21 protein-coding genes and 2 pseudogenes are annotated in these 25,959 nt (G+C 46.3%); 13 read left to right on the top strand and 10 right to left on the bottom strand.

Features of this window, described 5'->3' with window-relative positions; all coding sequences use genetic code 11:
- The first annotated feature begins 304 nt into the window (after positions 1–304).
- The 4 genes from QUA02_RS05470 to QUA02_RS05455 all read left to right on the top strand — a co-directional run bounded on the left by QUA02_RS05470 (position 305) and on the right by QUA02_RS05455 (position 3,623).
- Positions 305–952 (top strand): response regulator transcription factor, encoded by a 648-nt coding sequence (locus QUA02_RS05470; protein ID WP_333025895.1) that lies wholly within the window; start codon positions 305–307, stop codon positions 950–952.
- 113 nt (positions 953–1,065) lie between these two features.
- Complete coding sequence (locus tag QUA02_RS05465; RefSeq protein ID WP_333025893.1) at positions 1,066–1,200, top strand: hypothetical protein; 135 nt, start codon at positions 1,066–1,068, stop codon at positions 1,198–1,200.
- A gap of 89 nt (positions 1,201–1,289) precedes the next feature.
- Entirely contained in the window at positions 1,290–1,811 is a 522-nt protein-coding gene (locus QUA02_RS05460; protein ID WP_006633075.1) for a LabA-like NYN domain-containing protein, read from the top strand.
- Between the two features lie 171 nt (positions 1,812–1,982).
- Positions 1,983–3,623, top strand: coding sequence for a 2-isopropylmalate synthase (locus QUA02_RS05455; protein WP_333025891.1), 1,641 nt, complete (start codon positions 1,983–1,985; stop codon positions 3,621–3,623).
- A gap of 421 nt (positions 3,624–4,044) precedes the next feature.
- Here the strand turns inward: QUA02_RS05455 and QUA02_RS05450 are convergent, their stop codons facing one another.
- Positions 4,045–5,148 (bottom strand): site-2 protease family protein, encoded by a 1,104-nt coding sequence (locus QUA02_RS05450; RefSeq protein WP_333025889.1) that lies wholly within the window; start codon positions 5,146–5,148, stop codon positions 4,045–4,047.
- Between the two features lie 519 nt (positions 5,149–5,667).
- On the opposite strand from QUA02_RS05450, the gene QUA02_RS05445 reads away from it, so the two are divergent.
- On the top strand, positions 5,668–6,744 hold the full coding sequence (locus tag QUA02_RS05445; protein WP_333025888.1) for a DUF3616 domain-containing protein: 1,077 nt from the start codon (positions 5,668–5,670) through the stop codon (positions 6,742–6,744).
- 79 nt (positions 6,745–6,823) lie between these two features.
- Here the strand turns inward: QUA02_RS05445 and QUA02_RS05440 are convergent, their stop codons facing one another.
- The 3 genes from QUA02_RS05440 to QUA02_RS05430 all read right to left on the bottom strand — a co-directional run bounded on the left by QUA02_RS05440 (position 6,824) and on the right by QUA02_RS05430 (position 9,949).
- On the bottom strand, positions 6,824–7,468 hold the full coding sequence (locus QUA02_RS05440) for a hypothetical protein (RefSeq protein WP_333025887.1): 645 nt from the start codon (positions 7,466–7,468) through the stop codon (positions 6,824–6,826).
- Positions 7,469–7,759: 291 nt separating this feature from the next.
- The gene (locus QUA02_RS05435) at positions 7,760–9,397 is read right to left on the bottom strand and encodes a Ycf46 family AAA ATPase (protein WP_333025886.1); all 1,638 of its coding nucleotides are present in this window, start codon (positions 9,395–9,397) and stop codon (positions 7,760–7,762) included.
- A 189-nt stretch (positions 9,398–9,586) separates the two neighbouring features.
- On the bottom strand, positions 9,587–9,949 hold the full coding sequence (locus QUA02_RS05430) for a DUF2470 domain-containing protein (RefSeq protein WP_333025885.1): 363 nt from the start codon (positions 9,947–9,949) through the stop codon (positions 9,587–9,589).
- Positions 9,950–10,071: 122 nt separating this feature from the next.
- Here QUA02_RS05430 and QUA02_RS05425 point away from each other — a divergent pair, with 122 nt between their 5' ends.
- Complete coding sequence (locus QUA02_RS05425; RefSeq protein WP_333025884.1) at positions 10,072–10,491, top strand: helix-turn-helix domain-containing protein; 420 nt, start codon at positions 10,072–10,074, stop codon at positions 10,489–10,491.
- 82 nt (positions 10,492–10,573) lie between these two features.
- Here the strand turns inward: QUA02_RS05425 and QUA02_RS05420 are convergent, their stop codons facing one another.
- From QUA02_RS05420 to QUA02_RS05410, 3 genes are all read right to left on the bottom strand, one after another.
- Positions 10,574–12,736: an SPFH domain-containing protein gene (locus tag QUA02_RS05420; RefSeq protein WP_333025883.1), complete on the bottom strand. Its 2,163-nt coding sequence runs from the start codon at positions 12,734–12,736 to the stop codon at positions 10,574–10,576.
- Positions 12,737–13,082: 346 nt separating this feature from the next.
- Positions 13,083–15,434, bottom strand: coding sequence for a PhoX family protein (locus QUA02_RS05415; protein ID WP_333025881.1), 2,352 nt, complete (start codon positions 15,432–15,434; stop codon positions 13,083–13,085).
- Between the two features lie 174 nt (positions 15,435–15,608).
- Positions 15,609–16,076, bottom strand: coding sequence for a hypothetical protein (locus tag QUA02_RS05410; RefSeq protein WP_333025880.1), 468 nt, complete (start codon positions 16,074–16,076; stop codon positions 15,609–15,611).
- Between the two features lie 267 nt (positions 16,077–16,343).
- Here QUA02_RS05410 and folK point away from each other — a divergent pair, with 267 nt between their 5' ends.
- The 5 genes and pseudogenes from folK to QUA02_RS05385 all read left to right on the top strand — a co-directional run bounded on the left by folK (position 16,344) and on the right by QUA02_RS05385 (position 20,632).
- On the top strand, positions 16,344–16,832 hold the full coding sequence (gene folK / locus QUA02_RS05405; protein WP_333025878.1) for a 2-amino-4-hydroxy-6-hydroxymethyldihydropteridine diphosphokinase: 489 nt from the start codon (positions 16,344–16,346) through the stop codon (positions 16,830–16,832).
- Positions 16,833–17,013: 181 nt separating this feature from the next.
- Positions 17,014–17,562: an NUDIX hydrolase gene (locus QUA02_RS05400; protein WP_333025989.1), complete on the top strand. Its 549-nt coding sequence runs from the start codon at positions 17,014–17,016 to the stop codon at positions 17,560–17,562.
- A gap of 141 nt (positions 17,563–17,703) precedes the next feature.
- Positions 17,704–19,149 (top strand): FAD-binding domain-containing protein, encoded by a 1,446-nt coding sequence (locus QUA02_RS05395; RefSeq protein WP_333025876.1) that lies wholly within the window; start codon positions 17,704–17,706, stop codon positions 19,147–19,149.
- Positions 19,150–19,356: 207 nt separating this feature from the next.
- Positions 19,357–19,967: pseudogene (locus tag QUA02_RS05390) on the top strand (Uma2 family endonuclease).
- A gap of 17 nt (positions 19,968–19,984) precedes the next feature.
- Positions 19,985–20,632: a Uma2 family endonuclease gene (locus QUA02_RS05385; RefSeq protein WP_333025875.1), complete on the top strand. Its 648-nt coding sequence runs from the start codon at positions 19,985–19,987 to the stop codon at positions 20,630–20,632.
- A 101-nt stretch (positions 20,633–20,733) separates the two neighbouring features.
- Here the strand turns inward: QUA02_RS05385 and QUA02_RS05380 are convergent, their stop codons facing one another.
- Entirely contained in the window at positions 20,734–21,183 is a 450-nt protein-coding gene (locus tag QUA02_RS05380; RefSeq protein WP_333025874.1) for a hypothetical protein, read from the bottom strand.
- A 165-nt stretch (positions 21,184–21,348) separates the two neighbouring features.
- Between QUA02_RS05380 and QUA02_RS05375 the strand changes: the two genes are divergently transcribed.
- Positions 21,349–21,672 (top strand): hypothetical protein, encoded by a 324-nt coding sequence (locus tag QUA02_RS05375; protein WP_333025873.1) that lies wholly within the window; start codon positions 21,349–21,351, stop codon positions 21,670–21,672.
- A 19-nt stretch (positions 21,673–21,691) separates the two neighbouring features.
- The gene (locus QUA02_RS05370) at positions 21,692–23,824 is read left to right on the top strand and encodes a pentapeptide repeat-containing protein (RefSeq protein WP_333025872.1); all 2,133 of its coding nucleotides are present in this window, start codon (positions 21,692–21,694) and stop codon (positions 23,822–23,824) included.
- A gap of 365 nt (positions 23,825–24,189) precedes the next feature.
- Here the strand turns inward: QUA02_RS05370 and QUA02_RS05365 are convergent, their stop codons facing one another.
- Both QUA02_RS05365 and QUA02_RS05360 read right to left on the bottom strand, forming a co-directional pair.
- Positions 24,190–25,770, bottom strand: a complete 1,581-nt coding sequence (locus tag QUA02_RS05365) for an FAD-dependent oxidoreductase (protein ID WP_333025871.1) — start codon at positions 25,768–25,770, stop codon at positions 24,190–24,192.
- A 3-nt stretch (positions 25,771–25,773) separates the two neighbouring features.
- A pseudogene (locus tag QUA02_RS05360) lies at positions 25,774–25,959 on the bottom strand (hypothetical protein); the annotation flags it as partial.

The following is a 25,959-nucleotide window of genomic DNA, read 5'->3' as shown; positions in this document are numbered from 1 at the left end:
GCCCGACAACATCATCCATGATAATTTAGTCGGGATATAATTTTTGTTAACTTAAGCCCGATCGTCATTAAGGAGGGCGATCGTCCATCACAGGTTTTGGCTTTGTTCCTAGTGGCAAGACATTCACAAACAAGGTCTGATAACTGGTTGGGAAGCGGTAATACCCGCCCCGCTTTCCCCTCACCGCAACAGCTTCACTCGCTCGCCGTCCACCGGCCCCGCCTGGCCCGGGAAAGCGGGGGACGCCCAGAACAAATAGTAGTGAAAGCAAGGAATTGTGCGGGATACTCTAGCGGGAACAAACATGAAGGACAACAATTCAGGAGAGCAAAAACGGCTGATGCTGGTTGACGACGACCCGAACTTGATCTTGCTAGTCAAGGATTACTTGGAGTTTCGGGGTTACAACGTCATTACAGCAGAAAATGGGAGACACGCTCTAGAAAAACTAGAAGAAGAAGTCCCAGATTTGATCATCTGCGATGTGATGATGCCGGAAATGGATGGGTACACTTTAGTCAAGCACATCAGAGAAGACCCGCGCACGAGCTGGATTCCTGTTCTTTTCTTGTCCGCTAAAGGTCAAAGTTCAGACCGAGTAAAAGGCTTGAGCACGGGGGCTGACGTTTATATAGTCAAGCCTTTTGAACCAGAAGAACTGGTAGCCCAAGTAGAATCTTCTCTGAAAGCAGCATCCCGTTTGATTCGCCACTCAAATCCAGGTCTTGAGAACGGCCCAAAAATTAAGGCGCGCCGCAATGTCGAATTGACTCCCACTGAGTTAAAGGTAGTACAGTTGCTAGCGCAGGGTATGGCAAACCGCCAGATCGCAGACGTGATGAATGTCAGCCAGCGGACTATAGAGAGCCACGTCAGCAATATGCTGGGCAAAACTGGCCTGCACAACCGGACAGAGTTAGCTCGCTGGGCCCTTGAAAGCAAAAAAGCTTGATCGCCGGGGCCCTCATGCTATGAAATCAGGGTAGCAAAAGGTACTGCAATGCGCTTCGGTATACCTGCTTGGCGGTAGGGCGGTTGGCGCGGTAGTTTGAAGCCCCATTAACCTTGACACCGCAGCCGGTATTGAGTTACTGGGCGTCTGGTTCGATCGGGCCCGTCGATCGAATGCAAGCAGGGTTAAAAGAACCCTCTGGCGGTCGAGCCGAAAATATGAAATACTGGGGAGATGGAGTTTTCTGAAGTCTAATCTATTGCCTCAGTTAGCTCCATGTTGCTAAAATGTGATATTTAGATTAACTTCTTTCTACAATTATTAGGTCTAAGTTTCTATGACAAACTTAATGAACCGCCTTTCTATTTTTGTGGACGGGAACAATATGTTCTACGCTCAACAAAAGAACGGCTGGTTTTTTGATCCTCGCAGGGTGCTCGAATATTTCAAAACTTCGCAGCCGAATGTCATCTTGATCAATGCTTTCTGGTATACGGGTCTGAAAGACCCCCAAGATCAAAGGGGATTTCGAGATGCTTTGATCAGTCTGGGTTACACGGTTCGCACTAAGATTCTTAAGGAATATTACGACGATGCTTCGGGCAGATATTCTCAAAAGGCTAATTTAGACATAGAAATTGTGGTTGATATGTTTAATACGGTGGATCAGTACGACCAAGTTGTGCTGTTTAGCGGGGATGGGGATTTTGAGCGGGCGATCGAGCTGCTGCGCTCGAAAAATACTCATATTACTGTGGTATCCACCGAAGGAATGATTGCAAGAGAATTGCGAAATGCTACAGATAGGTATATAGACCTAAATGAAATTAGGGAACATATCGAGAAGATGGATTATTAGTCAGTAGTTATTAGTCATTAGTCATTAGTCAGTCAGCAGTCAGCAGTCAGTAGTTATGGGTTATGGGTTATTAATTATTCGTTATTGGCGCGAGACACGGGACTGGTGACTGGGGGCTAAAAACCCAGAAAAACGGACAAGTAAAAATCAGGAGAACACTTTTTTAGAGCTATGAAAACTCAACCAAGTCAAGACAGGATTATTATTTTCGATACGACTTTGCGGGACGGAGAACAATCTCCGGGTGCATCTTTGAATGTGGATGAAAAGCTGACTATTGCCCGCCAGTTAGCGAGATTGGGCGTGGATGTGATTGAAGCGGGTTTCCCTTTCACCAGCACGGGAGATTTCGAGGCTGTCCAAAAAATAGCCCGATCGGTCGGCACGGAAAATGGGCCGACAATTTGCGGTTTGGCAAGGGCGAGAAAGCCGGATATTAAAACAGCAGCAGAAGCTCTGAAACCGGCGGTAAATTCGCGAATTCATACGTTTCTGGCTACCTCTGACATTCACTTGGAGTACAAGCTGAAAAAGACTCGGGCTGAGGTTCTGGAAATTGTGCCGGAAATGGTGGCTTATGCTAAGTCTTTTGTCGAAGATGTAGAGTTTTCTCCCGAAGATGCTTGCCGCTCAGATCCGCAGTTTTTGTATCGGGTGCTGGAACGGGCGATCGCAGCGGGTGCAACTACTGTTAATATTCCCGATACTGTGGGCTACACGACTCCGAGCGAGTTTGGGGCTTTGATCCGGGGAATTAAGGAAAATGTGCCGAATATCGATCGCGCAATTATTTCGGTTCACGGTCACAATGACTTAGGATTGGCTGTTGCTAACTTTTTGGAAGCTGTGAAAAATGGCGCCAGACAGTTAGAATGCACGATTAACGGCATTGGCGAACGGGCGGGAAATGCGGCTCTGGAAGAGTTGGTAATGGCGCTTTACGTGCGGCGCCAATATTTTAACCCGTTCTTGGGAAGAGAGGCTGATTCTGACGAACCGCTGACAAATATTGACTCGCGCCAAATTTACAAAACTTCCCGCTTGGTTTCCAATTTGACGGGGATGTTGGTGCAGCCAAATAAGGCGATTGTCGGCGCAAATGCTTTCGCTCACGAGTCGGGAATTCACCAAGACGGGGTGCTGAAAAATAAGCTGACATACGAGATTATGGATGCCGAGTCGATCGGCTTAACCGAAAATCAAATTATTTTGGGCAAATTATCGGGGCGCCACGCTTTTCATACTCGCTTGAAAGAGTTGGGTTTTGAAATGGCAGACGATGAGCTAAATAAGGCTTTTGTCAAGTTTAAAGATTTGGCAGACAAGAAAAAAGAGATTACGGATTGGGATTTGGAAGCGATCGCCAACAACGAAGTGCACCAAGCACCGGAACTGTTCCGGTTAGAATTGGTGCAGGTTTCTTGCGGTGACAAATCCCGGCCGACAGCAACCGTAACGGTGCGGAATCCGGCTGGGGAAGAATTGACCGATGCTGCGATCGGCACTGGGCCTGTGGATGCGATTTACAGGGCAATTAACCGAGTTGTCAATGTCCCGAACGAGTTGATCGAGTTTTCTGTACAGTCGGTGACAGCGGGAATTGATGCGATCGGCGAAGTGACAATTCGCTTGCGCCACGAAGGCAAAGTATTTTCCGGTCACTCGGCAAATACCGACATTATTGTAGCCTCCGCAGAAGCTTACATCAGCGCTTTAAATCGCCTTTACGTGGCATTGCAGCAGAGTGTTGAAAAATCCTCCGAAAAGCCAACTCCGATCGGAAATGAAGTTGTTGCAGAAGCACAGCGCTGATAAATTTATTGTCAGTCATCTTTCTTGAAACAAACCGCAGATGAACCATATCAAAGCAGATAAATCTAAATTAATCTGCATTAATCCTGGTTCATCTGCGGTTAAAAATTACAGGACTTACGCTAAAAGAACTTTGACGCACTACTTATAGCGGTAATATCAAATCCGGTAGCATCGGAATTATTAATATTACCCACAGTCAGGACACGGCAGTGCCGTGTCCCTACAACTAATCGGGTAGGGACACGGCACTGCCGTGTCCTCGTTATCATTCCGATGCTACCGGAAACAATATAAGGTGCTTTCGGCGCACCCTACACATAGAGTTTATGCGTCCATAACTATACAATTAACCCCCCGATCGCCCTTTTGGTAAGAGAAATCGAGGGGTTAACTATTATTTGTCAAGTATCTGAGGATATTAAGCAGGGTTCGCTTCGGCTCGTCTTTGTAGCAGGCGGGCAATTTCAGCTTTTTCTACAAGTCCGACGAGGACACCGTTTTCGCGAATGACGGGGAGTTCTTGTACTTTTAGCTGTTCCAGAAGGGTGACGACTTCGAGGAGGGATAATTCTGGTTTGACAGTTGTGGAAAATTCGATCGGCTTCAGGAGTTCTTTAACTAAAACTTCGGGCCAGCGTCCAGTAGGAATGGTTTTGAGGTCGTCAAGGTCGATCGCCCCTACCAATTGTCCGGCATCATCTGTTGCCAGGAATCTGCGCCAGGTTTGAGTGCTACCGATCACGTAGTTGTTGGCAAATTCTCTGAGGGACAAGTCTTGGGAGACGATCGGGCTTTCGGGGGTCAGAGCATCTGCGGCGGTCAGGCCTGCCAGTTCATTTTGGACTGTGGCATATTGGGCAGATTGACCGGCATTTTGCAGCAAGAACCAACCTATTACTAGATTCCAAATATTGCCGAATATGCCTGTAGCAATGGCGATCCAACCAATTATTTGACCGACGCGGCTAGCAAAAATTACACCTTTGTAAGGGTTGCCGGTAATTTTCCAGACGATGGCTTTGAGGATGTTGCCGCCGTCGAGGGGCAAACCGGGAATTAAGTTAAATAAGGCTAAAGCTAAGTTGATGGAAGCTAAAAGTCCGACGATGGCGGCTGCGGGGCCTGTGAGACCGGCGCCGATGCCTATCGCTGTTAACAAACCGGATAAAAATAAGCTGACCAACGGGCCTGCAATGGCTACCCAAAATGCTTCGGCTGGGGTTTTAGATTCTCTATCTAAATTAGCCAGTCCGCCAAACAGAAATAGCGAAATCGATTTCACGCCAATTCCCTGTTTAATAGCTACCCAACTGTGTCCTAATTCGTGGGCTAAAACGGAAGCAAATAACAGCAACGCTGCCAATAATCCCAGCATCCAGGGCGCTACGGGGCCCAATGCGGGAAACAGGGCAGCTAATGCGCCGCCGTACTGCCAGGTTACTAAACCCAGAACTAAAAACCAAGATGCGTTGACATAAAAGGGAATTCCAAACAGGTTGCCGACGCGAAATGTACTGTTCATAATGGCTACCTCTGATATTATGGGGGAGAGTTTTTTGCTCTCGCTCTCTTTATCGTAACGAAACGTAATGGCGATGTTAATGTTTCAATTAGGGTGTTATCCGTCTGTGGAGGTTCGGTTTGCGGAATAATCACCGCCGGCTGCGCTTGGGCTCGCCAGGGGTTAAAAACTTTGTCTCAAAGCGGAAGTCCTCGCTATGAGGCATGAGGAGGATATCTGTTTTAGTTTTCTGTTTTAGTTTTCAATCGGTTTTAACTCACATCTTGCACCATTCTCAGGAACAGGCAAGATGCCTGTTCCACAAAGAGTGAATTTTCTTTCTTGTGGGGAGTAGGAGTTGGGCATCCTGCCCGTCATGAACAGGCAAGATGCCTGTTCCACAACAGATGAATTTTCTTTCTTGTGGGGTGGGCTTCTAGCCCGCCCATAAAAGCCTGATTGAGAATGGTGCAACCTATGAGTTTCAAGCATATTTAGCTATAATTACTGACCGTAACAATACTTTTGGTGCTAATAATTATGCCAGAATCTTTTTTGCTCGGCCGGCTGCTGCTGCAATTCAACAGCGAAGCCGCTGATATTATTACAGACTTATCCGCTGTTGCTTTAACTCCAGACGGCCATTTGTGGCTGGGTTCCGATGAAACGAATTCGATCGAGCGTTTGTCGTCTGTCGCGCCTCATGTTTTTGGAAAACACAAGAGATTTGCGATCGCAGATTTTATCGAACTTTCGGGAAAATCCGAAATCGATATCGAAGGAATTGATTTCAGCGGCGATTATCTTTGGCTGGTGGGTTCTCACAGCACCAAACGCAAAAAAGCTCAAGGTAGAGACCCCGAAACAGACATTCAAAGATTAGCACAAATCGAGACAGAGATCAACCGCTATTTGCTGGCGCGCATTCCTATAAAAGACGGGATTTTGTGCAAGTCAATTTCCCATCCAGACAATCCCAAAATCAAACAGAAAGCTGGATGCCTTCAGCGGACAAAAACTGGCAATTTGCTGACCGACGCACTCAAAGATGACAGCCACCTCGGTCTATATTTATCTGTGCCGGTGCCCAGTAAAGAAAATGGCTTTGATATTGAAGGGTTGGCGGTGCGGGGCGATCGCATTTTGCTCGGTTTGCGGGGGCCGGTGCTGCGGGGTTGGGCGATAATTTTAGAAATAGAAGTTGAAGAGGCAGAACCGGGAATTTTAAGGCTTAAGGCGATTGGGGAAGGAGGGAAATTGTACAAGAAACATTTTGTTGATTTGAACGGTTTGGGCGTGCGAGAATTGTGCTGGAACGGGGAAGATTTGATTGTTTTAGCCGGGCCGACGATGACTTTATCTGGGGAGATGAGGGTTTTTCGGTTAAAGGGAATTTTAGGGCGATCGGGCGACAGTATTACTGGGCAAGATGGGGGAGATTTGGAGGTATTGTTTGATTTGCCTTTTAAGGTGGGTGCGGACAATGCTGAGGGATTGAGCCTGTTTCCCTATTTGGGGGGGCAGAATTCGCTGTTGGTGGTTTACGATTCGCCGGATGCGGAGAGAATGGTTGAGGGAAATTCGATTTATGCGGATATTTTTAGGTTGGGTTTGTAGGGAGGAATTTAGTCCTCAGAATTCAGGACTTTAGTCCTTACTACAAACCGAAATTAGGTGGGGTTGGTAGTACCCCATTTTATGAGCCACAAGTCTTGACAGCATCATGTGAAAACATTGAACTAGACTGTGCAACACATTTAGCAGTGTCTACCTTGGCGTTTTGACAGACCGTGACTGCATCATGAGAAAACATCCATGTAGCAGATTGCAAACATTCAGATGTGTAAGGCGTTGGATTTTTACAAACATTGACTGCATCATGAGAAAACATCCACTTAGCAGATTTTAAGCATTCACTTTTCGTATTACTGGTATTTGATGATGAGGTGTTTTGTTGATTGCTAGAGGCGACTTGAACTTCTGGAGGATTTTTCCAATCGCTAAACTCCCAATCGCTAGAAGAGGTCGCGATCGCCAAAATTCCACTGCCGATCAAAACAAGTAGGACGGTTAATGATGCAATGGCACTAAAAGTCGTTGACTTTCTTAGAGTATTAGATTTTGTCCCTACATAGCTATAAAGCACAGACCCTAAAGTCCAGGTAAACACAATTACTACGATCCAAAGAACTCTTGATTCTGAGGCAATTATATCTGAAGCTACCGCATCTATCATGCTCCAGATCGGATGAATTAAAGTCCAGTAAAAAAAGAGTCCAATAATGAAAATCCCGGCTACGATTAGCAAAAAGCAAGAAAAATAGAACAAAACAAGCTTCATATGATTCTATTTAGTTAAGAATGAACATTGCCCTGAACAAGCATACATAGTGTTTTCAAATGTTCGCGAACAGCAATCTGCTCAGAAGACCGTCGAGCAAGGGGATAGCTTTTACATCCCAGATTAAAACACCATTTATTTAAGTACACCTACACATTGTTATGTTAGATTTCCCAAAAAGTCTTGTTTGTCGGGGAAAAATTACTTCGAGTCATGAGACGACTCCTCTTAAGGTAAGCTAACGTACTAGAGAATCAAGGATTGATACCCAATTACTCGCGCGAAATTGGGTTAATTGTCGATCGCATCCCTTCGCCGCTGGCTGTAGCGTTTCAATTCATCAATTAAGTGAGTATCGTTAGATGCTGTTCTCGCGCCCGCTTCCGCCGCCCAGCGCTTCAAATCTTCAATTTGCGATCGCGCGATCGCAGCTAAAGGTACTGTATCCTCGATCGACCTCAAAACATCCTCCGTCATCAAATCCCGGCGCTGGCCGTTGACAAACGTTCCAAAAGCCCGGTACAATCCATCAATTACAACTTGCTCGATTTCCGCACCGCTAAAATTCTCAGCGCGCTTCGCCAAAATCTCCAAATCAAACTCGCGCAATCTAGTCGGCCGCAAACGCTGCAAATGCACTTTAAAAATATCTTGCCGTTCCGATTCTGAGGGCAAATTCAAAAAGAAAATTTCGTCGAACCTGCCCTTTCTCAGCAACTCCGCCGGCAAAATCCGCACGTTATTTGCAGTGGCTACGATGAACACCGGGCTGGTTTTTTCCTGCATCCAAGTAATCAAACTGCCGAATACCCGGCGCGAAGTTCCCGAATCGCCGTCGCCGCCGCTGATAATGTTGCCGAAGGCTTTGTCTATTTCATCGATCCACAAAACGCAAGGTGCGATCGCCTCTGCTAATTGTATCATTTGCCTGACGCGGCTTTCGCTTTCCCCCACAATGCCACCAAACAGCCTCCCAGTATCCAACCGCAACAGCGGCAAACGCCATTCGCAAGCAATTGTTTTCGCAGATAAAGATTTGCCCGTTCCTTGAATTCCTACTAACAAAACGCCTTTAGGATTGGGTATTCCGTAGCGGCGCGCTTCGTCAGTAAAAGCATCTTGCCGCATCTTTACCCACTGTTTCAAATTCTCCAATCCGCCCACACTTTTCAGGGATTCTCTAGAGTTGAAAAACTCCAAAATTCCTGTCTGGCGAATTGCTTGCTGTTTTTCCTCCAAAACTCCATCAATATCTGACTCGTTAATTTGCTGTTTTGCGGCTAACGCTTTAGCCAAAACCCGCCCGATTCGAGCGCGGCTCAAACCTTGACAAGCTTTAACCAACTGTTCCCTTGCTAAGCCGCTAACTTGCAACTGTTGCGGATTTTCTACAACGTGGGAAATTAAACTATCGATTTCTTTGACGTTGGGCAAAGGGAAATCAATTACTGTTACTTCTTCTTTCAATTCCTCCGGCAATTCCAGCGTGTGAGAAGTGAGGATTATTGTTTTTTTGCTGCGCTTCAATTCCCGCGTTAAATTCCGCAATTCCCGCACTACCGGAGCATTTTTGTCGGTGTAGGGATATTTCAAAATTGGGTGCAAATCCCGCAGTACAAATATGGTATATTCTTCAACAGCAGTTTTGCTGACGCGATCGAGCGCCGCCATTACCGAACCTTTCCCAGAACCGTTATCCTCCCAGCCGCGCACGAGATCCCAGAACAATACTCGGCGCGCAGGAGTTACTTGCAGCGCTACTTGGGCAATTACAGCTTCGACCGGTTCCTCCTCCGCGCCGACAATGTACAGCAACGAATAGCGGGCGCGAATCATCAAATCTAGTTGCTTTACCAGTGCCTCGAAAGGGTTATTTTTACCGTCATTGACGGCATCTAATTCTCTGGATTGGGGGTAATTTTCGGTCATTTTATTTGATATTTTAGATGTAAATTCAGTTTTATTAAATATTTTGTTTGCAGTCAGGACTTTAGCCCTTAAAAATGATTTAACCGGATTCAAGGTTTGTAATAAGGGCTTGAGTCCTTAACAACTATTTAACCGGACTAAAGTCTGTACTGCGATCGATAAAATTATAACAGAATAGTGAGCAGTTTGCTACTTAGCAGCTTTTCGAGCTTGTTTCACCATTTCAATGAGAGTGTGGTGAGCATCTTCGGCATCTGTTAAAGTGCGATCGAACTTCACTCTGACAGGCAAAGTTTCGCCATTAATTTGAGCGGTTAAATCCATGCCGTTCGCATCAATAGCGAGCATTTGAGCTTCGGTGGCCTCCGGTTGGCCGCCAAATGCTTGAGCGTACAGCACGACAGCACTAGCGTGGTCTTCGTTCATGTGAGTGCAGATGCGATCGCTAATCTCAGTGGAAAACTGTTCTGACATGGGAGATTCCTCAGATGCAATATCGATCGATTGTACTGCGATCGGTACAAAGTTTTCAAGAGCCAGGAATTGCCTCAATAGTTATGAGGGATAAATAACTAAATTATATCCGCGTTAATCGGCGTTCATCTGCGGTTAAACAATCAAATCATTCAACTAAAATGATAAAATATTACTTGCCCCTAATATTGCCTAGTCACATGAACAACTCTAGCGCTTATATCGAACTACTCAAAACATTTCCTCCCCGACCCATAACTGCTGAGGAGGAATTAATGGCAACTCAAAAAGTGATCGATTCTCTGTTGGACAAAGGCGAACTGAATTCAGACGAACGCGACTATCTAAACGTACTTGGAACTCTGGTTTATGAATACGAGCAAACTTTAGAACCTATACCTGACATTTATGGGATAGAACTGTTAAAAGCTTTAATTGAAGAATTTAACCTGAGACAAAAAGACCTAGTTCCTATTTTTAAAACCGAGTCTATTGTCTCAGATATCCTCAATGAAAAGCGTCAACTTACAACTGAACACATACAAAAACTTGCAGAGTTTTTCAGTGTCTCGCCTGCTGTTTTCTTTCCACTGCATCAAGTTGTTGGTAATGCGGCCTAAAATTGTTTGTAGTAAGTAATTTAGTCCTTATTGACTAAAAGCTTTCAGAGAGGACGATCGTTCTCACTACAAACTGCACAGCCTAACTAAAAGATCGATCGTCAAACGGCAATTCATCAAACCGCGAATCAATATCAGCCTCAGAATTCGCCACAGGGGAATTAGCGCGAGATGCCGACGGCTTAACAGAATTCACCTTGGCTACGGATAACTTGGCCGCAGGTTCCGATTTCTGTAGGTTAACTAGAGGTAATTCTGCTCCATTTTCTCCATTTTTGCTAGTTTGATTCCACATCATCATCCCCAGCAAACCGTCAACCAAACCGCCACCGCTACCGTTGCCTGTTACCGCAACATCCGGCACAACTCGCACGTTGCGATCGCCTATAATTTGCATTAACTGCAAAGCCGTATAACCCGAACCTCCCAAAGCTACAACACCCGCGCGATAAGCTTCAGCTTGAGCATTTCCCTTCACCCGAATCGACTCAGCTTCGCCTTGAGCTTGTTTCACCTGAGAATTCGCTTTCAACTCAGAAATCTTCACGCCTTGTTCCGATTTCACCATCTCTTGTTGAATCTCGGCTAAAGCAGTTTCGCGCACCAATTGTTGCCGCTGAGTTTGTGCTACTTGCTGCACCTCATAAGTCTTGCACTGTTCCTCTGCAATTTTGCGATCGGTTTGAGTTTGCATCAACTCTGCGGGCGGCAAAATATCCCCGATCAAAGTATCAATTGCCTGCACGTCATAGGTGCGCAAAGCTGCTTTGATATACTCGGCGGCTTCTGCTTGCCGATCGCTCCTTGCAGAGAGAAAATCTAACACAGAATAAGCTTGGGCGGAATTGCGGAAATAATTGCCAATTGTCGGCTGCAAAACATGGTCAACTAAATTCTGCATCGAACCGACGCGAGAGATGACTTTCGGAGCATCCAAAGCGCCGACATGAATGATTTGAGCTACTTCTAGATCGAAGGCAAAACCGTCGCGAGAACGCACCGTTAAAGATGAAAGTTGAGAATCGTAACTGTGCCTTTCTGTTTTAGTAGACCAATTCAAAACAATGTTGGTAGTCGGCACTAACTCTACTTTCAAAATGCGAGTATTCAGCGGATGTTTCCCCGGATAAAGAGGAGTCACCCACACCCCTTTATTGCCCACATTTACTAAATTGCCGTGAGTGAAAGCAGCGCCGCTGACATCTTCTGAGGTTTGGCCGACATAGGAAATCACCGCGCCGACATAGCCGATCGGGATTTCGGTCATCGCCACTTGCTCCACCCCGACAAACCAAGGATTTAAGTTCCACGAACCGGAAAGCAAAACCTGTTCCTGCAAACCGCGCCGCCCGCCGGCGCTGATAAATTTTTGCGCGTTTTGGAAGTTGTCGTGATTCGGAATAATCGGACCGGCAATTTCGCCATCTTGAATGGGAACGCCGTCAAAAGTTGTAACAATTCCCACTCTATCTGGGGCAATTGTGTACAGCTTCAACTGTTCGGCTGTCATCCCGTGTTTGGTAGCGTTGGCTGCTGTAATTACGGTAAACAATGCCGTATTAATTCGATAGCTACCGCCAGTCAAAATGCCGAGTTGCCTGCCTTTTTCGCCGCCTTCTTTCAGGAATTTGCGAGCATCTTGAAAATTATCGCATTCTGTGATTTTGCCAAGGATGCGCTGCGGCGGATTCGACTCGCCGCCTGCTGCGATAACTAAACCAATTTCGCCTTGGGGAACTATCGTCAGAGACTCTTTGCGGACGTTGTACTGCAAAGGCCAATAACCCCAGTGCCAACCGGGGGGCAAAGTATCAGCTTGATATCCAGCTTCTCCGTTTAAGGCAATTAAATCTCCCGGCGGTAAAGACTTGCCGCCAAAGCTAAACTTTTTACTGACAATTCCGACTTCGCGATCGCCAATAACCACCAATCCGCCAAAAAATAGCGGCAGCACCAGAATAATTATCATACCGCCGATCGCGATCGGGATAAATCCACCCGCATCGAGCTGCATTGTCTGCACCGGAACAGTGGTGCGCAACTGCCCTAACTGCAAGCTAGAATCAGGTTTTGCTGCTAGCTGAGTCGAGGAGTGAGTTGCAGGGGGGATATCGCCAGCAGCTAATACCGGCGAGGGTTTCAAACTGGTTATTGCACTGAGGGCTAAAGATGCCGAAACAGCGGCTGCTAAATGTTTTAAAACTCGAACTTTGACTTGAGATTTGGGCAAAAGTGAATAAAGCATTTTTTTGATAAGAGCTAATTTGTCCTCTTAGCTCTAGCTTAGCTCTAATCCCAACTTCTGATGTAAAATTTAATGTCTTATTTTTCATTACTTGCAGTCATAATAGTCATATTTATCAGTGAAAATACGGATATAGTTTTTCTTGTTTAGGTGAGGGATTTCCGATAATTCGTAATTGGTAATTGGCAATTGGTAATTGGTAAGAAAGCAAGAAAGCAATCGCGCACGGGGGCGAACTCAGTTGAGAACTGCTATAAGATTAAAATCAATGATGCAACAAACTGAAAAGTAAGGACACGGCAATGCCGTGTCCCTACTGATATGGCGTACAATCTAGCAGATAACTCTAGACAAACTGACCAGTTGGAGTCGATCGCACGCGGCGAATCCCAATCACCGAAGGCATCGGCGATCGGCGCGAATCATTCGAGATATTGCTCGGCCACAAACTGCCCCGAGAAACACTACGAGTCTGATTAAAAACAGCACCGTTCAAATCCAACATTTCAATTTGCCTGCTGAGTACAGTACCATCATCGATCGGGCAATCTTCCCCCGGATGCTGCACCGAAATCACCAGCGTATCTCCCACAAAAGTTGGCCCAGTCATTTCGCAGCGATTCGGCCCTTGAGCAAACGGAATTACACTTCCTGCATTCGGGCCGGAAGTCGGAATGTAAAACAGCCAATTGTTGCCGAAAACACCCGTAAAATCCGATATGTTTCCTGTTTTTTTGTGGTCGATCGCCGTCGGCTTTCCAGCCGCACCGATATCAAAACCGTTGTGCGTGGGAGTAGACATATCAGTGACACCCCAAACATTACCTTGAGTGTCAAAAACCAAATTATCTACACTAGCAAATCCCGCCCCAGCTACCGAACCCGCTTCTCCACCTTGAGCAAAACGCTGCCAGCGGAAAGTCAAACCCGCACCGTCGGAACTATCTTCAATTATTTTGTAAATTCCTCCAGACTGCTGAGTGCTGTTGAGGGCGGCAGTGTATTTAGCAACAGTAAAAATCCGAGAATCTGGATAACCGTCGCTACCCGGTGCGCCGTCAGTATAGGAAATGAAAACTTCCTTAGTAGTAGGATTAATTTCCAAATCTTCAGGCCGCGCCGTCGGAGTACCGCCAATCAAATTAGCGGCATGAAAAGCATCAACTAAAACCGCACCTTGGCTGGTGTAGAAATTAGCAAGACTTTTATTTCTGTAGCCCGGAAGTGCTGTTGCTTCATTAGTTGTATCCATCACAAAAGAACCGCCGTCTTCGGTTTGACCTGCAATTCCGGCGCGTTTTGGGAAACGAGTATTCGCATCTCTTTGAGCCTTGCCAAAACTTGCTAATTCCGCTTCACCAACTTTAGAAGGAGTCACCGGATTGGTTTGGGTATTGATTGTCAGCGGCAGCCATCTTCCAGTACCGTTGCGGTTGTATTGGGCGACGTACAAAACGCCATCTTCAAACAATCGGCTGTTGGTTTTATCTGCCGGATTGCTGACAGTACCGCTGCTGACAAATTTCCAGGTGTGTCCGCCGCGCCGATCGTCCCCCATGTACACTACTAACTTGCGGCCTGCTTCGGCGCGAATCGCGACGTTTTCGTGGCGGAAACGACCTAAAGCGGTGTGTTTGCGAGGGCGGAAATTCGGATCTTGGGGATCGACTTCTACCATCCAGCCGTATTTTTCGCCGACTAAGCCGAATTCCTCGCCGGTAGTGCCCTTGGCGTAGCCGGTTTGGGCGCCGTTGGGTTTGATGTTTTCTTGAACTCCGACGAAAAATAGTTCGCTACCTTGGAAGTTTTCTTCGGCGGAGAGGATTGTTCCCCACGGGGTTGTGCCGCCGGAACAGTTGTAGGCTGTACCGATGATGCGGTTTCCGAGTCCGTCGCTGTTGACTTGCGCGAAGACTTGGGTGGCTGCAGGGCCGGTGCCTGTAAGATATTTGTCGTCGCCTTGTCTGGTTCCCCAGGAGGTGACTGTTTTGTATGTGTCGGAACGTTGGCTGTTGATTCCGAGGCCGGAAAGTCCGTGGATGCGTCGGTTGAGGGGGTCGCGGGCGATCGCCCCAAATCTGCCGTTAGACTGTTTGGTAATGCGGACGATCGAACCACCGAGATTGTAGAGGAATTCGCCGAGGGTATCGCGATTCTTTACGGATAAGTCTATACCGAGGACGGCGCGATCGGTTGCTGGAAATGATGCCACATCTGTCGGCGCTTCCGGTGCCACTTTCGACATCGGGAAGGATACGTACTCGTGATTAACCCAGAGATAGCCGTCGTCATTGCTGCCGCGAATCCCGACAAAGCCGGTGTAATCGTTGTTGTAGCCGAAATAGTCTGCCGGATCGGGGAAAACTCGATCGCCCCAGCGGAGAATCACGTACCGTTCGTATTCCGGCGGTACAACCACATCGTCAACAACGCTGTAGCTGGTTAATCGAGTATTCTGCGAGGCCGCCATTACGGTTCCCTGTCCGTTTAGGGCGATCGGCATAAAGCTCGACAATTCTTGATAAACTGGCAGCGGGTGAGGAAGTCTTAACGGAGTGAAAGATAGCGGCCCTACAACAGCTTCCGCCGAGGTGGAATTGATGCCGAATAGTTTTTGAGTTAGTTGAGGCGCAAGCACAGCGGTAGCTGCACTGCTGCCGAAGAAAATTAACAGTTGTCGGCGAGTTATTTTAGACATAAATTCCTTTTCAACCCAACATCCCTAATCAGATGATTCCGTATGAAACTCTATCACTGTTAAATTAAGAGGAGTTAACCTGAAGGTTAATTAAAGTGGAATTATATTTTGGTTAATAATTGGTTATTGGTTGTTTGTTATTTGTTGTTTGCTACCAATGCCCGATGCCCGATTTCAATCATCTCGAAAACCCGGATCGTTTTGTCGGGATGCCGATCGACTGGGCGCAGGTGCATTCATCACTTGCGAAGACCCAGAATTTGCGGGCAAAATATTGCTGTCTCTGAATCCCAGCAGCAATTTAGCATCCGCAAAATATCTAGTCCACTGTTCGATTCTCGAATCTTTTTGCCACTCGCGGCGGGATACTCTCGATCGCAAAACCGGAACTCTTTGTCGGCTGCGATCGGCTGTAATGATGATTGTAACTTCTGTTAATGCCGGATTTTCTTGAAACTCGCGGGCGATCGACTCTTTCGCTAAATCTTCCGCCTGCTGCACTAAACTCGCAAAAGATTGACTGCCGTCCGAATTTAAGGTAAGATAGCGTTCCTTGGTTTCAGCCAAACCCATCGATATACTTGCTGTTAAACTGATAATTGCTAGAATGACGGCAGACAATAAGCGTAGGTACAAATTCATTATTTTTGAAACTAAATACTGACACTTGTCAATGATAATAAACAAAAATTAACCGTAAATTAAGCTCAGATTAAAATAATATTTTGTATCACCATATTTCCCCAAAAAAGCGTTCTGGTATGCTCAATTTATCCAAAAATAAGGCTTGTAGGGGCGGGTTTTACCCGAAATATTTGCGGTAGCAAAGGATATCGATAAACCCGCCGCCGCGTTACTCGGAAAGCAACGCAAAATTACCAACTACCAATTACTAATTACCAATTACCCATGAAATTAACAAAATGTGCGATCGCCCTCGGTAGCAACTTAGGCGACTCCCTCGCCACACTCAAAAGCGCGATCGCAACCCTCAACAACACCCCAGAAATCGCAGTAAAATCCCATTCAAGCTGGTATCAAACCGCCCCCGTCGGGCCGCCCCAACCCGATTACATCAACGCCTGTGCCATCCTAGAAGTTGCACTAGAACCCGAACAATTGCTAGCAACTTTATTAAAAATCGAGATAAAATTTAATCGCATTCGCCGAGAAAAATGGGGGCCACGAACCCTAGACCTAGATTTGCTGCTGTACGACAATTTAATCCTAGAAACTCCGACACTGACTTTACCTCATCCCCGGATGACTGAAAGAGCTTTTGTATTAGTACCTTTAGCAGAAATTGCCCCGGATTGGGTGCATCCGGTGACGAAAAGTGCGATCGCCCAACTCTTGCAAAGCGCAGACTGTTCTGGAGTGCAAAAATTGCCACTGTAAAAATTGAGGAAAATTCACGGATCGTACCAGTTTCCCAAAAAATGCAACCGCAGGTAAGCTCCAAACTGTGATAGTTATCAGTCATTCCCAATCTAAAATCTAAAATCTAAAATCTAAAATCCTATGAGATCGCCTATGATGTCTTAAATCAGTGCACTCTAACATTATTCGCTTCTTGCTTATGTCGATCGGTCAAGAACTACCCCAACTCCTCAAACAGCGCCTATTTTACCAAGGGCGCAAATTTAACTTTGACGTAGCCACCCTCCGTCTTCCCAACGGTTCCGAAGGCGAGTGGGAATGTATTCGCCACCCGGGCGGAGCACTTGCAGTTCCCGTCACACCCGAAGGTAAACTCGTCTTGGTGCGACAATACCGCTTTGCCACAAAAGGGCGAATTTTAGAATTTCCCGCAGGTACGGTAGAAATCAATGAAAATCCCGCCGAAACTATTAAACGCGAAATCGAAGAAGAAACCGGATACCGCGCTGGAAAATGGCAGAAATTAGGGCAATTTTTTCTCGCCCCCGGTTATTCCGACGAAATCATTTATGCTTTTTTAGCCCAAGATTTGGAAAAATTGGAAAAGCCGCCAGCACAAGACGATGATGAAGACATGGAAACAGTTCTATTCACCCCTGAAGAATTAGAAAAAGCTATTTTAGCTGGGGAACCAATTGATGCAAAATCAATTTCTAGCTTTTTCTTGGCGCGTCCATTTTTGACTTAAATAGGACTGACGAAAAAAACCCGGTTTGTTATAATAATCGTGCATCAAACCGATAAATCTTAACTTAGAAACCGGGTTTTTGACCCCGCGTGTGTCCAGGACTGTAAAATCTAAAATCTAAAATCTAAAATCTAAAATCGAATGTCCGATCTAATTTTATTTTGGCACCGCCGCGACTTGCGTATTTCTGACAACATCGGACTGGCAGCAGCGCGCCAGCAAAGCCCTAAAGTAGTCGGGATTTTTTGTCTCGATCGCAATATCCTAAATCGCGATGACGTAGCGCCAGCTAGAGTCACCTACATGATCGGCTGCTTGCAAAAACTTTCCTCACGTTACAGCGAAGCAGGCAGTCAATTGCTGATAATTCAAGATGACCCGAGTCTAGGAATACCGAAATTAGCAACAGCGATAAATGCTCAAGCAGTATTTTGGAACTGGGATGTAGAACCCTATGCAAAAAAGCGCGATCTAAGTGTATCAAACGCCCTCCAACAAGCAGGAATTCAAGTCCAAAATTTCTGGGATCAACTCCTGCACGCCCCGGACGAAATTCGCAGCGGTACAGGACAACCTTACACAGTTTATACCCCATTTTGGAAAAAATGGAACAGCAAACCCAAAGCCCAACCAGTAGAGACACTGCCGATAACTTATCTGGAATTAATGACCGGATTAACCGCAGAAGAACAAGAAATCGCCAATCAAGCAGGTGCAATTGAAACACTGCCAACTGCCTTGAGTTTGGGATTTATTTGGGAAAATCCATTAGTAATAGAACCCGGAGAAGATGCAGCGCGAGAAAAGTTGGATGAATTTTGCGATCGGGCAATTTACCAATATCAAGAACAGCGCAATTTCCCTGCAATTAACGGCACATCCCAACTCAGCGCCGCCCTCAAATTTGGTGCAATTGGCATCCGCACGGTTTGGCAAGCTACCCAGATAGTAATGGACACTTGCCGCAGCGAAGAAGCGTCTACAAACATCCGCACTTGGCAACAGGAAATAGCGTGGCGGGAATTTTACCAACACGCCATGTATAACTTCCCAGAATTAGCAGACGGACCCTACCGTCAAGCATTCAAAGACTTTCCTTGGGAGAACGATGAAAAGCTCTTTCAAGCTTGGTGTCGAGGTAAAACTGGTTATCCTATTATCGACGCGGCAATGCGGCAGTTAAATCAGACAGGTTGGATGCACAATCGCTGTCGCATGATAGTCGCCAGCTTCCTCACCAAAGATTTAATTATTAACTGGCAGTGGGGTGAAAAATACTTCATGCAAAAATTGATAGATGCCGACCTTTCTGCTAACAACGGCGGCTGGCAGTGGAGTGCATCGAGCGGTATGGACCCGAAACCTTTGCGAATATTCAATCCCGCCAGTCAAGCTCAGAAATTTGACCCGGAAGGCGAATATATTCGGCACTGGGTTCCAGAATTGCGCCGAGTTGATACTAAACTTTTGCTAACAGGAAATATTTCGCCTTTAGAACGCCGACTTCTTCCTTATCCCGATCCGATCGTAGACCACAACGAGCAGCAGCGCAAGTTTAAGGAACTTTATAAGCAGCAAAAAATTTAAACATCACACCCAGAACCCCGACTTGTTCAACAAGTCGGGGTTCTAGCTGACATTATTACACCTACCTAATTAATATGTGATATCATGTTCTGTTAATTACCATTAAAAAAGTTGTTTGTAGTAAGGACTTGATCCCTGATTGACTTTATTCTAGGACTCAATTCCTCACTACGAACTATTGATGGTTATATGAACGGAGAATTTTTCATGATTCAAACCATAATCAAATCGATAACATTTGAAGAATTTTTAGAATGGTATCCAGATGGAAAAGGACGTTTCGAGCTACGCAATGGAGTAATAGTTGAGATGAACCCAAATGGCGACCATGAGGAAGTTACAGGTTTTCTAATACGAAAAATTAACGTAGAAATTGACCGTTTAAATCTTCCTTATGTAACACCGTCAACTTATTTTGTCAGACCTCCCGAAACGACCACGGGCTACCAGCCCGATCTCATAGTCTTAGACAAAAAGCCTTAATTTCAGAGCCACTATGGAAAAAATCATCAGTTATTTCTCAAGGTAGCTCTGTCAAGCTTGTGGTCGAAGTAGTTAGCACTAACTGGCAAGATGATTACCTGGTAAAAGTGGCTGAGTATGAAAGATTGGGTATCCCGGAATACTGGGTTGTTGACTGTGCTGCTTTGGGCGGCCGGCGGTTCATAGGTAATCCTAAACAACCTACTGTATCGATTTACGAGTTGGTTGAGGGAGAGTACCAGGTTAGCCAGTTCCGAGAGTCCGATACTATTATTTCGTCTGCCTTCGGAGAACTTAATCTGACTGTTGAGCAGGTTTTTAGCTCTATAACTTAAATAAATCGGAGGTTGAAATGGTAACGCTGCAATTAAGGCAAATCAGTGTACCCCCAGGACATAGAGTGCTGTTCAATGATGTTAATTGGCAGGAATTTGAAGCAATTTTAGAAGAGTTGGGAGAACACCGTGGCTCTAGAATAGCTTACAGTCAAGGAACTTTGGAGATTAGGATGCCACTACCAGAACATGAATTCAATAAGGAAATCATTGGCGATATGGTGAAAATATTACTCGAAGAACTTGAAATTGATCGAGAATGTTTTGGTTCTACGACTTTTAAACGAAAAAATATGTTACAAGGAATTGAACCTGACAACTGCTTTTACATTCAGAATTATGCTCTAATGATTGGTAAAAAGCGGATCGACTTAACTGTCGATCCGCCGCCTGACTTAGCAATTGAAGTCGATATAACTTCCCAAACTCAACTCGATGCTTGCGAAGCTTTGGGAGTACCTGAAATATGGCACTATGAAAATAAGAAGCTTCAGATTAATGTGCTTCAAGATGGGAAATATGTTGAAGCAGAAATTAGTCCGACATTTCCCAATCTGCCAATTATTGAAGCTATTTCTCAATATTGCGAACAAAGCCAAACAGCGGGTACGAGTCAAACTCTCAGATTGTTTCGCAAGTGGGTTAAAGACCAAATACAAAATTGATATGAAATCCCTATTCCACGCACTTGATGTCAGAAACTCTACTTATTTACGATCGCAAAACTTCGGTTAATTACAGCAAGCGTCCTAATCGCGTTGTATTGTTAATTTCGCTTTTGGGAAATAGAGAGAGAGTAAGGGTGTTGAGCTTGAGATCGATCGCCCACAAAAATAACATAAGTCCCCTTGTCCCCATAACCGGAAAATTCTACATTCCCCGCAGCAGCATTCGCCGGCAGCACGCAGAAACGCCCCCTCGGCCCCTGAATCATCAAACTCGGAGCTCCAGCGGTTTGTACCGCAATCCGCCAGTAAGGCAAATCCTGCGTTACTTCGATGACGTGGTTCGGTGCTTGGGACACAAAACCGCAGTCGCCGCTATTGTTCGGGCCGCCGGAAACTCCAGAAACTCTCAGCGGTTCGGGAAATCCGGGAGCAATTTGCAGCGGTTGGCTCCGAAGGGCTCCGGCATCCGCTAAAATCATTGCCAAGGCTAGGGTCACGATCGGGCTAAACCGCAGTCTGGCGCGATCGCAGGGATAGCATATCTTCATTTTTATCCTTATTTATCCGAAATTTATCCGAAGACAATGGCGGAAGGTTTTACTTCTTTGACGGTAGAGGATAATTAGCGGTTCCGAACACGCTAATGTGACTCTTATTAATGTGACCGCCCTAAAATGATCGATGTACAGCTAAACTAACTCCCGAATTTTTTTATGAATCCTCAAAATAACTTCAATTGGCAGCAAGCGATCGGAGAACTAAAAGCTAAACTAGAGCGATCGCCGCTGATCGCACAGAATTCAGATAGCTATCAGGCCGTCGGAACCTTCTACAATCAATTTCTGGATAAGTTTCAAAGACTGCCCAAACCGGGGCAGGTGGCAGTCTTTGCCGTCGGAGCGATAATTGTCCTGACAGTCTTCAATAGCATCGTACAGCTAATTTCAGCGCTGATGACTCTTTCCGTTCTCGGAGTGCTAATCTACATAGCGTATAAATTGGCAATTTCTCCCGATTCCTCCAACACTAACGACTAAATAATAGGAAATTCTAAATATGGCTAGCCCAACCGCACCCGGTGGTATTAATCAACCCGATCCGTCTTGGCAGACACAATCCCAGCAAATGCCACTGCTGGTTCGCAGGTGCGGCGCTTGGGCCGTGGAAATTTCGTTAATTGCGGCCAGCGCCCTCGTTCCCTTCAGTATCGGGGCATTGGTCAACAAGGAATCTCAAACCGTGCCGCTCAATTCCTCAGTAGCAGCAGCATCCGAAACCGTCGCCCGTACTTTGGGCATACCGATGCGCGATCGCAACCCCAGAGTCGCACCCTTAACTAATCTATTCTGGTCGGGGGCGCTGCTGGCACCTGCGGTTTTAGCGGCGTGGCAACTGTTTTTGCTCGCCAGAACCGGTCAAACTCTCCCCAAACGGTGGTTCGGCGTCAAAGTTGTCACCGCGTCGGGTACTCCTCCGGGTTTTGGGCAAGTGCTAATTCGCGAAAGTTTGGGGCGCTGGGGAGTGCCTGTGGGCGTCGCTTACGGCATTTGGCGCTTATCGGGTGCGTTTCCAGATTTAATCATTTTAGGGGGGCTGAGCGGGTTGGCAGTGCTGGCAGACGGCGCTTTTGCATTGCGCTACAAACGGCAATCGGGACACGATCGGCTTGCGAATACTTTGGTCGTCAGCGGTCGATCGAACCAACAGTCTGCCAATCCAGTCAAGAGTCAAGAATGGACAGAGGAAGACGCGCAGATTGCAGCTTTGGTTTTGACTCCCGAAACCGACATGAAAGAAAATCCCAGTTTGTGGAATTGGATTCGCCAACACCCAGGCGCAACTTTAGTGATAGTAACCCTCGGCAGCGCGGGATTGATTTTAACTTTGTTTGTCGGCACTCTCATCTACACTCAAAGTCAAGCAAATTTGCGGGATTCCCGGCAGCGGAACGACGAATTATTTGTAGCTTTAGTGAGCAAATTGTCTCCCACATCGGCTAGCGGGGCATCGGGAAGGCGATCGGCCATTTTGGCTTTGGGGGCGGTGGAAGACTCCCGCGCCGTACCGCTGCTAGCGGATTTGCTAGCCCAAGAAGACAACCGCGCCATGCTGGACGCGATCCAGCAAGCTTTGGTCAGTAGCGGGCCGAAAGCTTTGCCTGACTTGCAGCGGTTGAATCAGGCCCTCAGCAACGACCTCGATTCCCTGCGCTTCGGCGGCAAGGCCCCGGAACGCGAGTTAGCGGCCGCCCGCCAGCGAACAGTGCAAAGGGCGATCGGCAAAATTCTCACAGTGTATAGCAGCCAGCTCAACGGCGCCGATCTGAGCCGCACGGATTTAGCTCAAAGTCCTGCCGGCCCGGCTCAGTTTACTTTAGTATTAGACAAAGTTGACTTGTCGGGAATTAAGCTGAAAAATGCCAATTTAACCAATGCCAGCTTGCAGGGAACTCGCTTTTACGGCACTGGCGAAGACAGGCGTCCGGGTACATTTGACGATTGGATTTCTGACTTGAGCGCAGCTAATTTTGAAGGAGCAAATTTGACCGGGGCATTTTTGAACAGTGCTGTAATGAACCGCACAATTTTTGTGCGCGCTGTCCTGAACAAAGCTAATTTATCCAGCGGAAATTTGAATGCAGCTAATTTTAGCAGTGCTATTTTAATTGGGGCTTCTTTGCAGCAAGCAATGTTAAAAAATGCAAGTTTTACCGGTGCAGATATAGGAAGCGCGAATTTGTCAGGTGCTGATTTGTCAGGTGCGCGTTTGGGCAAAGTGAAGGCTCAAGGCACTCAGTTGTCCTTGACAAATTTGTCTAAATCGGAATGGCAAGGTGCGGATTTGTCCGGTGCGGATTTGAGCGGCGCTAACTTACAAAATGCCGATTTGAGTTCTACTAAACTCGCCAACGCGAATTTAAAAGATGCTCGCTTGCAAGATGCTAATTTGCGGAATGCGGACGTGAGTTCGGTTGATTTTAGGGGCGCGAATTTAGCGGGAGCGAATTTTCAAGGGGCTGTGTTTGTGGGGAAGGCGGCTTCGGATCAATTTATTCAAAGTCCGGCCGGTAGTAAATCGGGTAGATTCCAAGGAGTTGATTTTGCGGAGGCTAAGAATTTAGATAAAAGTCAAATTGCTTACATTTGTTTGCAGGGGGGGATTCATCCGAAGTGCCCGCAGAATAATTAACGGTTGGTTGTTAGCGAGTAGGGCAATACAGTCGATCGAAGAACAGGTCGTTATATCAAATCCGGTAGCATCGGAATTAATATTACCGAAATCAGGACACGGCAGTGCCGTGTCCCTACAATTGATCGTGGTAGGGACACGGCACTGCCGTGTCCTCTATATCATTCCGGTGCAACCGGAAACGATATTATAGGTTTGTAGTGAGGAATGCAAGTCCTCATAAAATGCAGAGGACTTGCATTCCTCACTACAAACCTAGCGGAAATAATATTAATACCAATTTCACTCATTTCTTGCTAAAAACTTTTGTGTTGAGTTTCGTTCCCCGGGCGGGCCTACTGCTGCATTGTTTATTGAAATTGCTATTACGCAATAGCATCCGAACTGACAAGATTCTCGAATTGCGCCAATAGCACTCCATCAGCATTGTTTGCAAATCCAAAAATTATAGGTAACTGACCTGTTTGGGCGAGAACTTGTCTCACTTCTCGGTTAGATACATCGGCTAGATTTTTGTTATTTAGAATGGCATTAATGGCAGCGATACCGACACCTTGACCAACTGCGGCGTTGAATTCAACAATTCTGCCGACAGAAGAGGCAAACCCTTCAAATCCCGAACACGGACTGACCACTGCCAGGTTAGGGACGTTTTTAATTAATGCGTGGCGGATGCCAATATTGAAGGTAGGCTGTTTAAAACTCAGACTTTTAAACCACCCTAGACTGTTTGCTTTCTCGCCAATACCCGGAATGCCTCCGCGTACATCAAAATGATAGCTAAATGTTGCCAGTGCCTCATTAGCCGGTACGCCACCAAGCAGCATTTGTGCGCCGGTTAGAGGTTCTACAACTCCCGTCACATTGCCGGCGTGTCTGATATAAACCTCTGAGGCAGAAGTAACCGAAGTAGCCCCCAAACTCCTCAGCCAAGCTGCAAGAAATAACATCTCTTTTTGCATATTAGCCGTGGGTTTGCTCCCGCTTCTCGCTAAGGCTTCTGCTTCGCTGGCTGTGACTGCAAATAAAAGCGCATTCCACGAAAGTCTTTCATTTGGAAGTATGGCTATATTTCCCTCATCTAAAATTACGCCTGTTTCAGGAAAAGATAGCTTTCTTCCTCTAAAAGAGTGGTAAGCTACAGACAGAGCCGGCGATCGAACATCGATGTAATCGCGGCCCGCCCACAGAGTTCTGAGATTGCCTCTGGTGTCGAGCATTTCCAGCCGGAGTTCTTCTGCTAGTTTGGCATCCTTGCCTGCAGCGTACAGCAAAAATTTTTGACTCTCTGAATCGGCGAGGTTTGTGAAGCGTTTTAGATAAATGTAATCGAGTTCTTTCAATCTTCTGGCACTGAGTCCTTGGGTTTCAAAAACGAGGGTGACTGGAAGTTCTGAGTTAGGCAGACCAAATGTTTCAAATCCCTGCTGCTTTCTCACGCCGGCAGCTTGAGCTAATTCGGCATTGACAGTGGCATCAATAAATTGCTTGCCGGCATAAACTGCGCCTTGAGAGGTGGTTATACTGGCAATTTTTTTGCCTTCTTTACTGATTGATTGAATTTCTACTTTGCTGAGGAGATCGACTCCAGCTTGTAAAAGCATTTCTTTCAGCGCTGCACTGGCTTTGCGGGGGTCAAGTGCAATTGCGGTGACACCGGATTTTTGCAGGAACTCTTTATAGATTGCCGCCGGTGAACCAAAGGTATCTAAATTTAAAGATTTTTGAAGTTCTTGACTAATCTGACTTCTATCTAAATAAGCAAGGCCGCCTCTTACCAAATGCCCGCCAATTCCTTCTTGCAAGTTTCCTTTACACATCAGCAGAACTCGCGGATAACGCTTTGTCCGGCGACGATATTCTCTGGCCGCCGAGATAACAGCTAGAACTCCTGGAACTTCATCACCAAAGCCGATGACATCGTAAGAACGCAGATCCGTGACCATTATTTAATAACCTCTCCCGATCGTTATTTTATCGAGCTGCATTTCAATGTTTGCCGTCAAACTCTCTGTTTGTTCCAAATCTAGCTCGATCTTTCCTGATTTTTGCGATAAATAAGCTGAGACGCAGCTAGATTGTATAATATAAAAAAATAAGCAATCATTAGTTATAGTGTATGCCAGCCAAAAACC

The organism is Microcoleus pseudofavosus SVA1_A4, from assembly GCF_036700565.1.
Lineage (GTDB): Bacteria > Cyanobacteriota > Cyanobacteriia > Cyanobacteriales > Microcoleaceae > Microcoleus.
The sequence above is the reverse complement of the archived record's forward strand: the minus strand, read 5'-3'. Positions and strand labels throughout refer to the sequence as shown.

Excerpts from the sequence above, each read along its gene's own strand:
- QUA02_RS05470 (WP_333025895.1), top strand. The coding sequence starts at position 305 with ATGAAGGACAACAATTCAGGAGAGCAAAAACGGCTGATGCTGGTTGAC.
- QUA02_RS05460 (WP_006633075.1), top strand. The coding sequence starts at position 1,290 with ATGACAAACTTAATGAACCGCCTTTCTATTTTTGTGGACGGGAACAAT.
- QUA02_RS05455 (WP_333025891.1), top strand. The coding sequence starts at position 1,983 with ATGAAAACTCAACCAAGTCAAGACAGGATTATTATTTTCGATACGACT.
- QUA02_RS05450 (WP_333025889.1), bottom strand. The coding sequence starts at position 5,148 with ATGAACAGTACATTTCGCGTCGGCAACCTGTTTGGAATTCCCTTTTAT.
- QUA02_RS05445 (WP_333025888.1), top strand. The coding sequence starts at position 5,668 with ATGCCAGAATCTTTTTTGCTCGGCCGGCTGCTGCTGCAATTCAACAGC.
- QUA02_RS05440 (WP_333025887.1), bottom strand. The coding sequence starts at position 7,468 with ATGAAGCTTGTTTTGTTCTATTTTTCTTGCTTTTTGCTAATCGTAGCC.
- QUA02_RS05435 (WP_333025886.1), bottom strand. The coding sequence starts at position 9,397 with ATGACCGAAAATTACCCCCAATCCAGAGAATTAGATGCCGTCAATGAC.
- QUA02_RS05425 (WP_333025884.1), top strand. The coding sequence starts at position 10,072 with ATGAACAACTCTAGCGCTTATATCGAACTACTCAAAACATTTCCTCCC.
- QUA02_RS05420 (WP_333025883.1), bottom strand. The coding sequence starts at position 12,736 with ATGCTTTATTCACTTTTGCCCAAATCTCAAGTCAAAGTTCGAGTTTTA.
- QUA02_RS05415 (WP_333025881.1), bottom strand. The coding sequence starts at position 15,434 with ATGTCTAAAATAACTCGCCGACAACTGTTAATTTTCTTCGGCAGCAGT.
- QUA02_RS05410 (WP_333025880.1), bottom strand. The coding sequence starts at position 16,076 with ATGAATTTGTACCTACGCTTATTGTCTGCCGTCATTCTAGCAATTATC.
- folK (WP_333025878.1), top strand. The coding sequence starts at position 16,344 with ATGAAATTAACAAAATGTGCGATCGCCCTCGGTAGCAACTTAGGCGAC.
- QUA02_RS05400 (WP_333025989.1), top strand. The coding sequence starts at position 17,014 with ATGTCGATCGGTCAAGAACTACCCCAACTCCTCAAACAGCGCCTATTT.
- QUA02_RS05395 (WP_333025876.1), top strand. The coding sequence starts at position 17,704 with ATGTCCGATCTAATTTTATTTTGGCACCGCCGCGACTTGCGTATTTCT.
- QUA02_RS05385 (WP_333025875.1), top strand. The coding sequence starts at position 19,985 with ATGGTAACGCTGCAATTAAGGCAAATCAGTGTACCCCCAGGACATAGA.
- QUA02_RS05380 (WP_333025874.1), bottom strand. The coding sequence starts at position 21,183 with ATGAAGATATGCTATCCCTGCGATCGCGCCAGACTGCGGTTTAGCCCG.
- QUA02_RS05375 (WP_333025873.1), top strand. The coding sequence starts at position 21,349 with ATGAATCCTCAAAATAACTTCAATTGGCAGCAAGCGATCGGAGAACTA.
- QUA02_RS05370 (WP_333025872.1), top strand. The coding sequence starts at position 21,692 with ATGGCTAGCCCAACCGCACCCGGTGGTATTAATCAACCCGATCCGTCT.
- QUA02_RS05365 (WP_333025871.1), bottom strand. The coding sequence starts at position 25,770 with ATGGTCACGGATCTGCGTTCTTACGATGTCATCGGCTTTGGTGATGAA.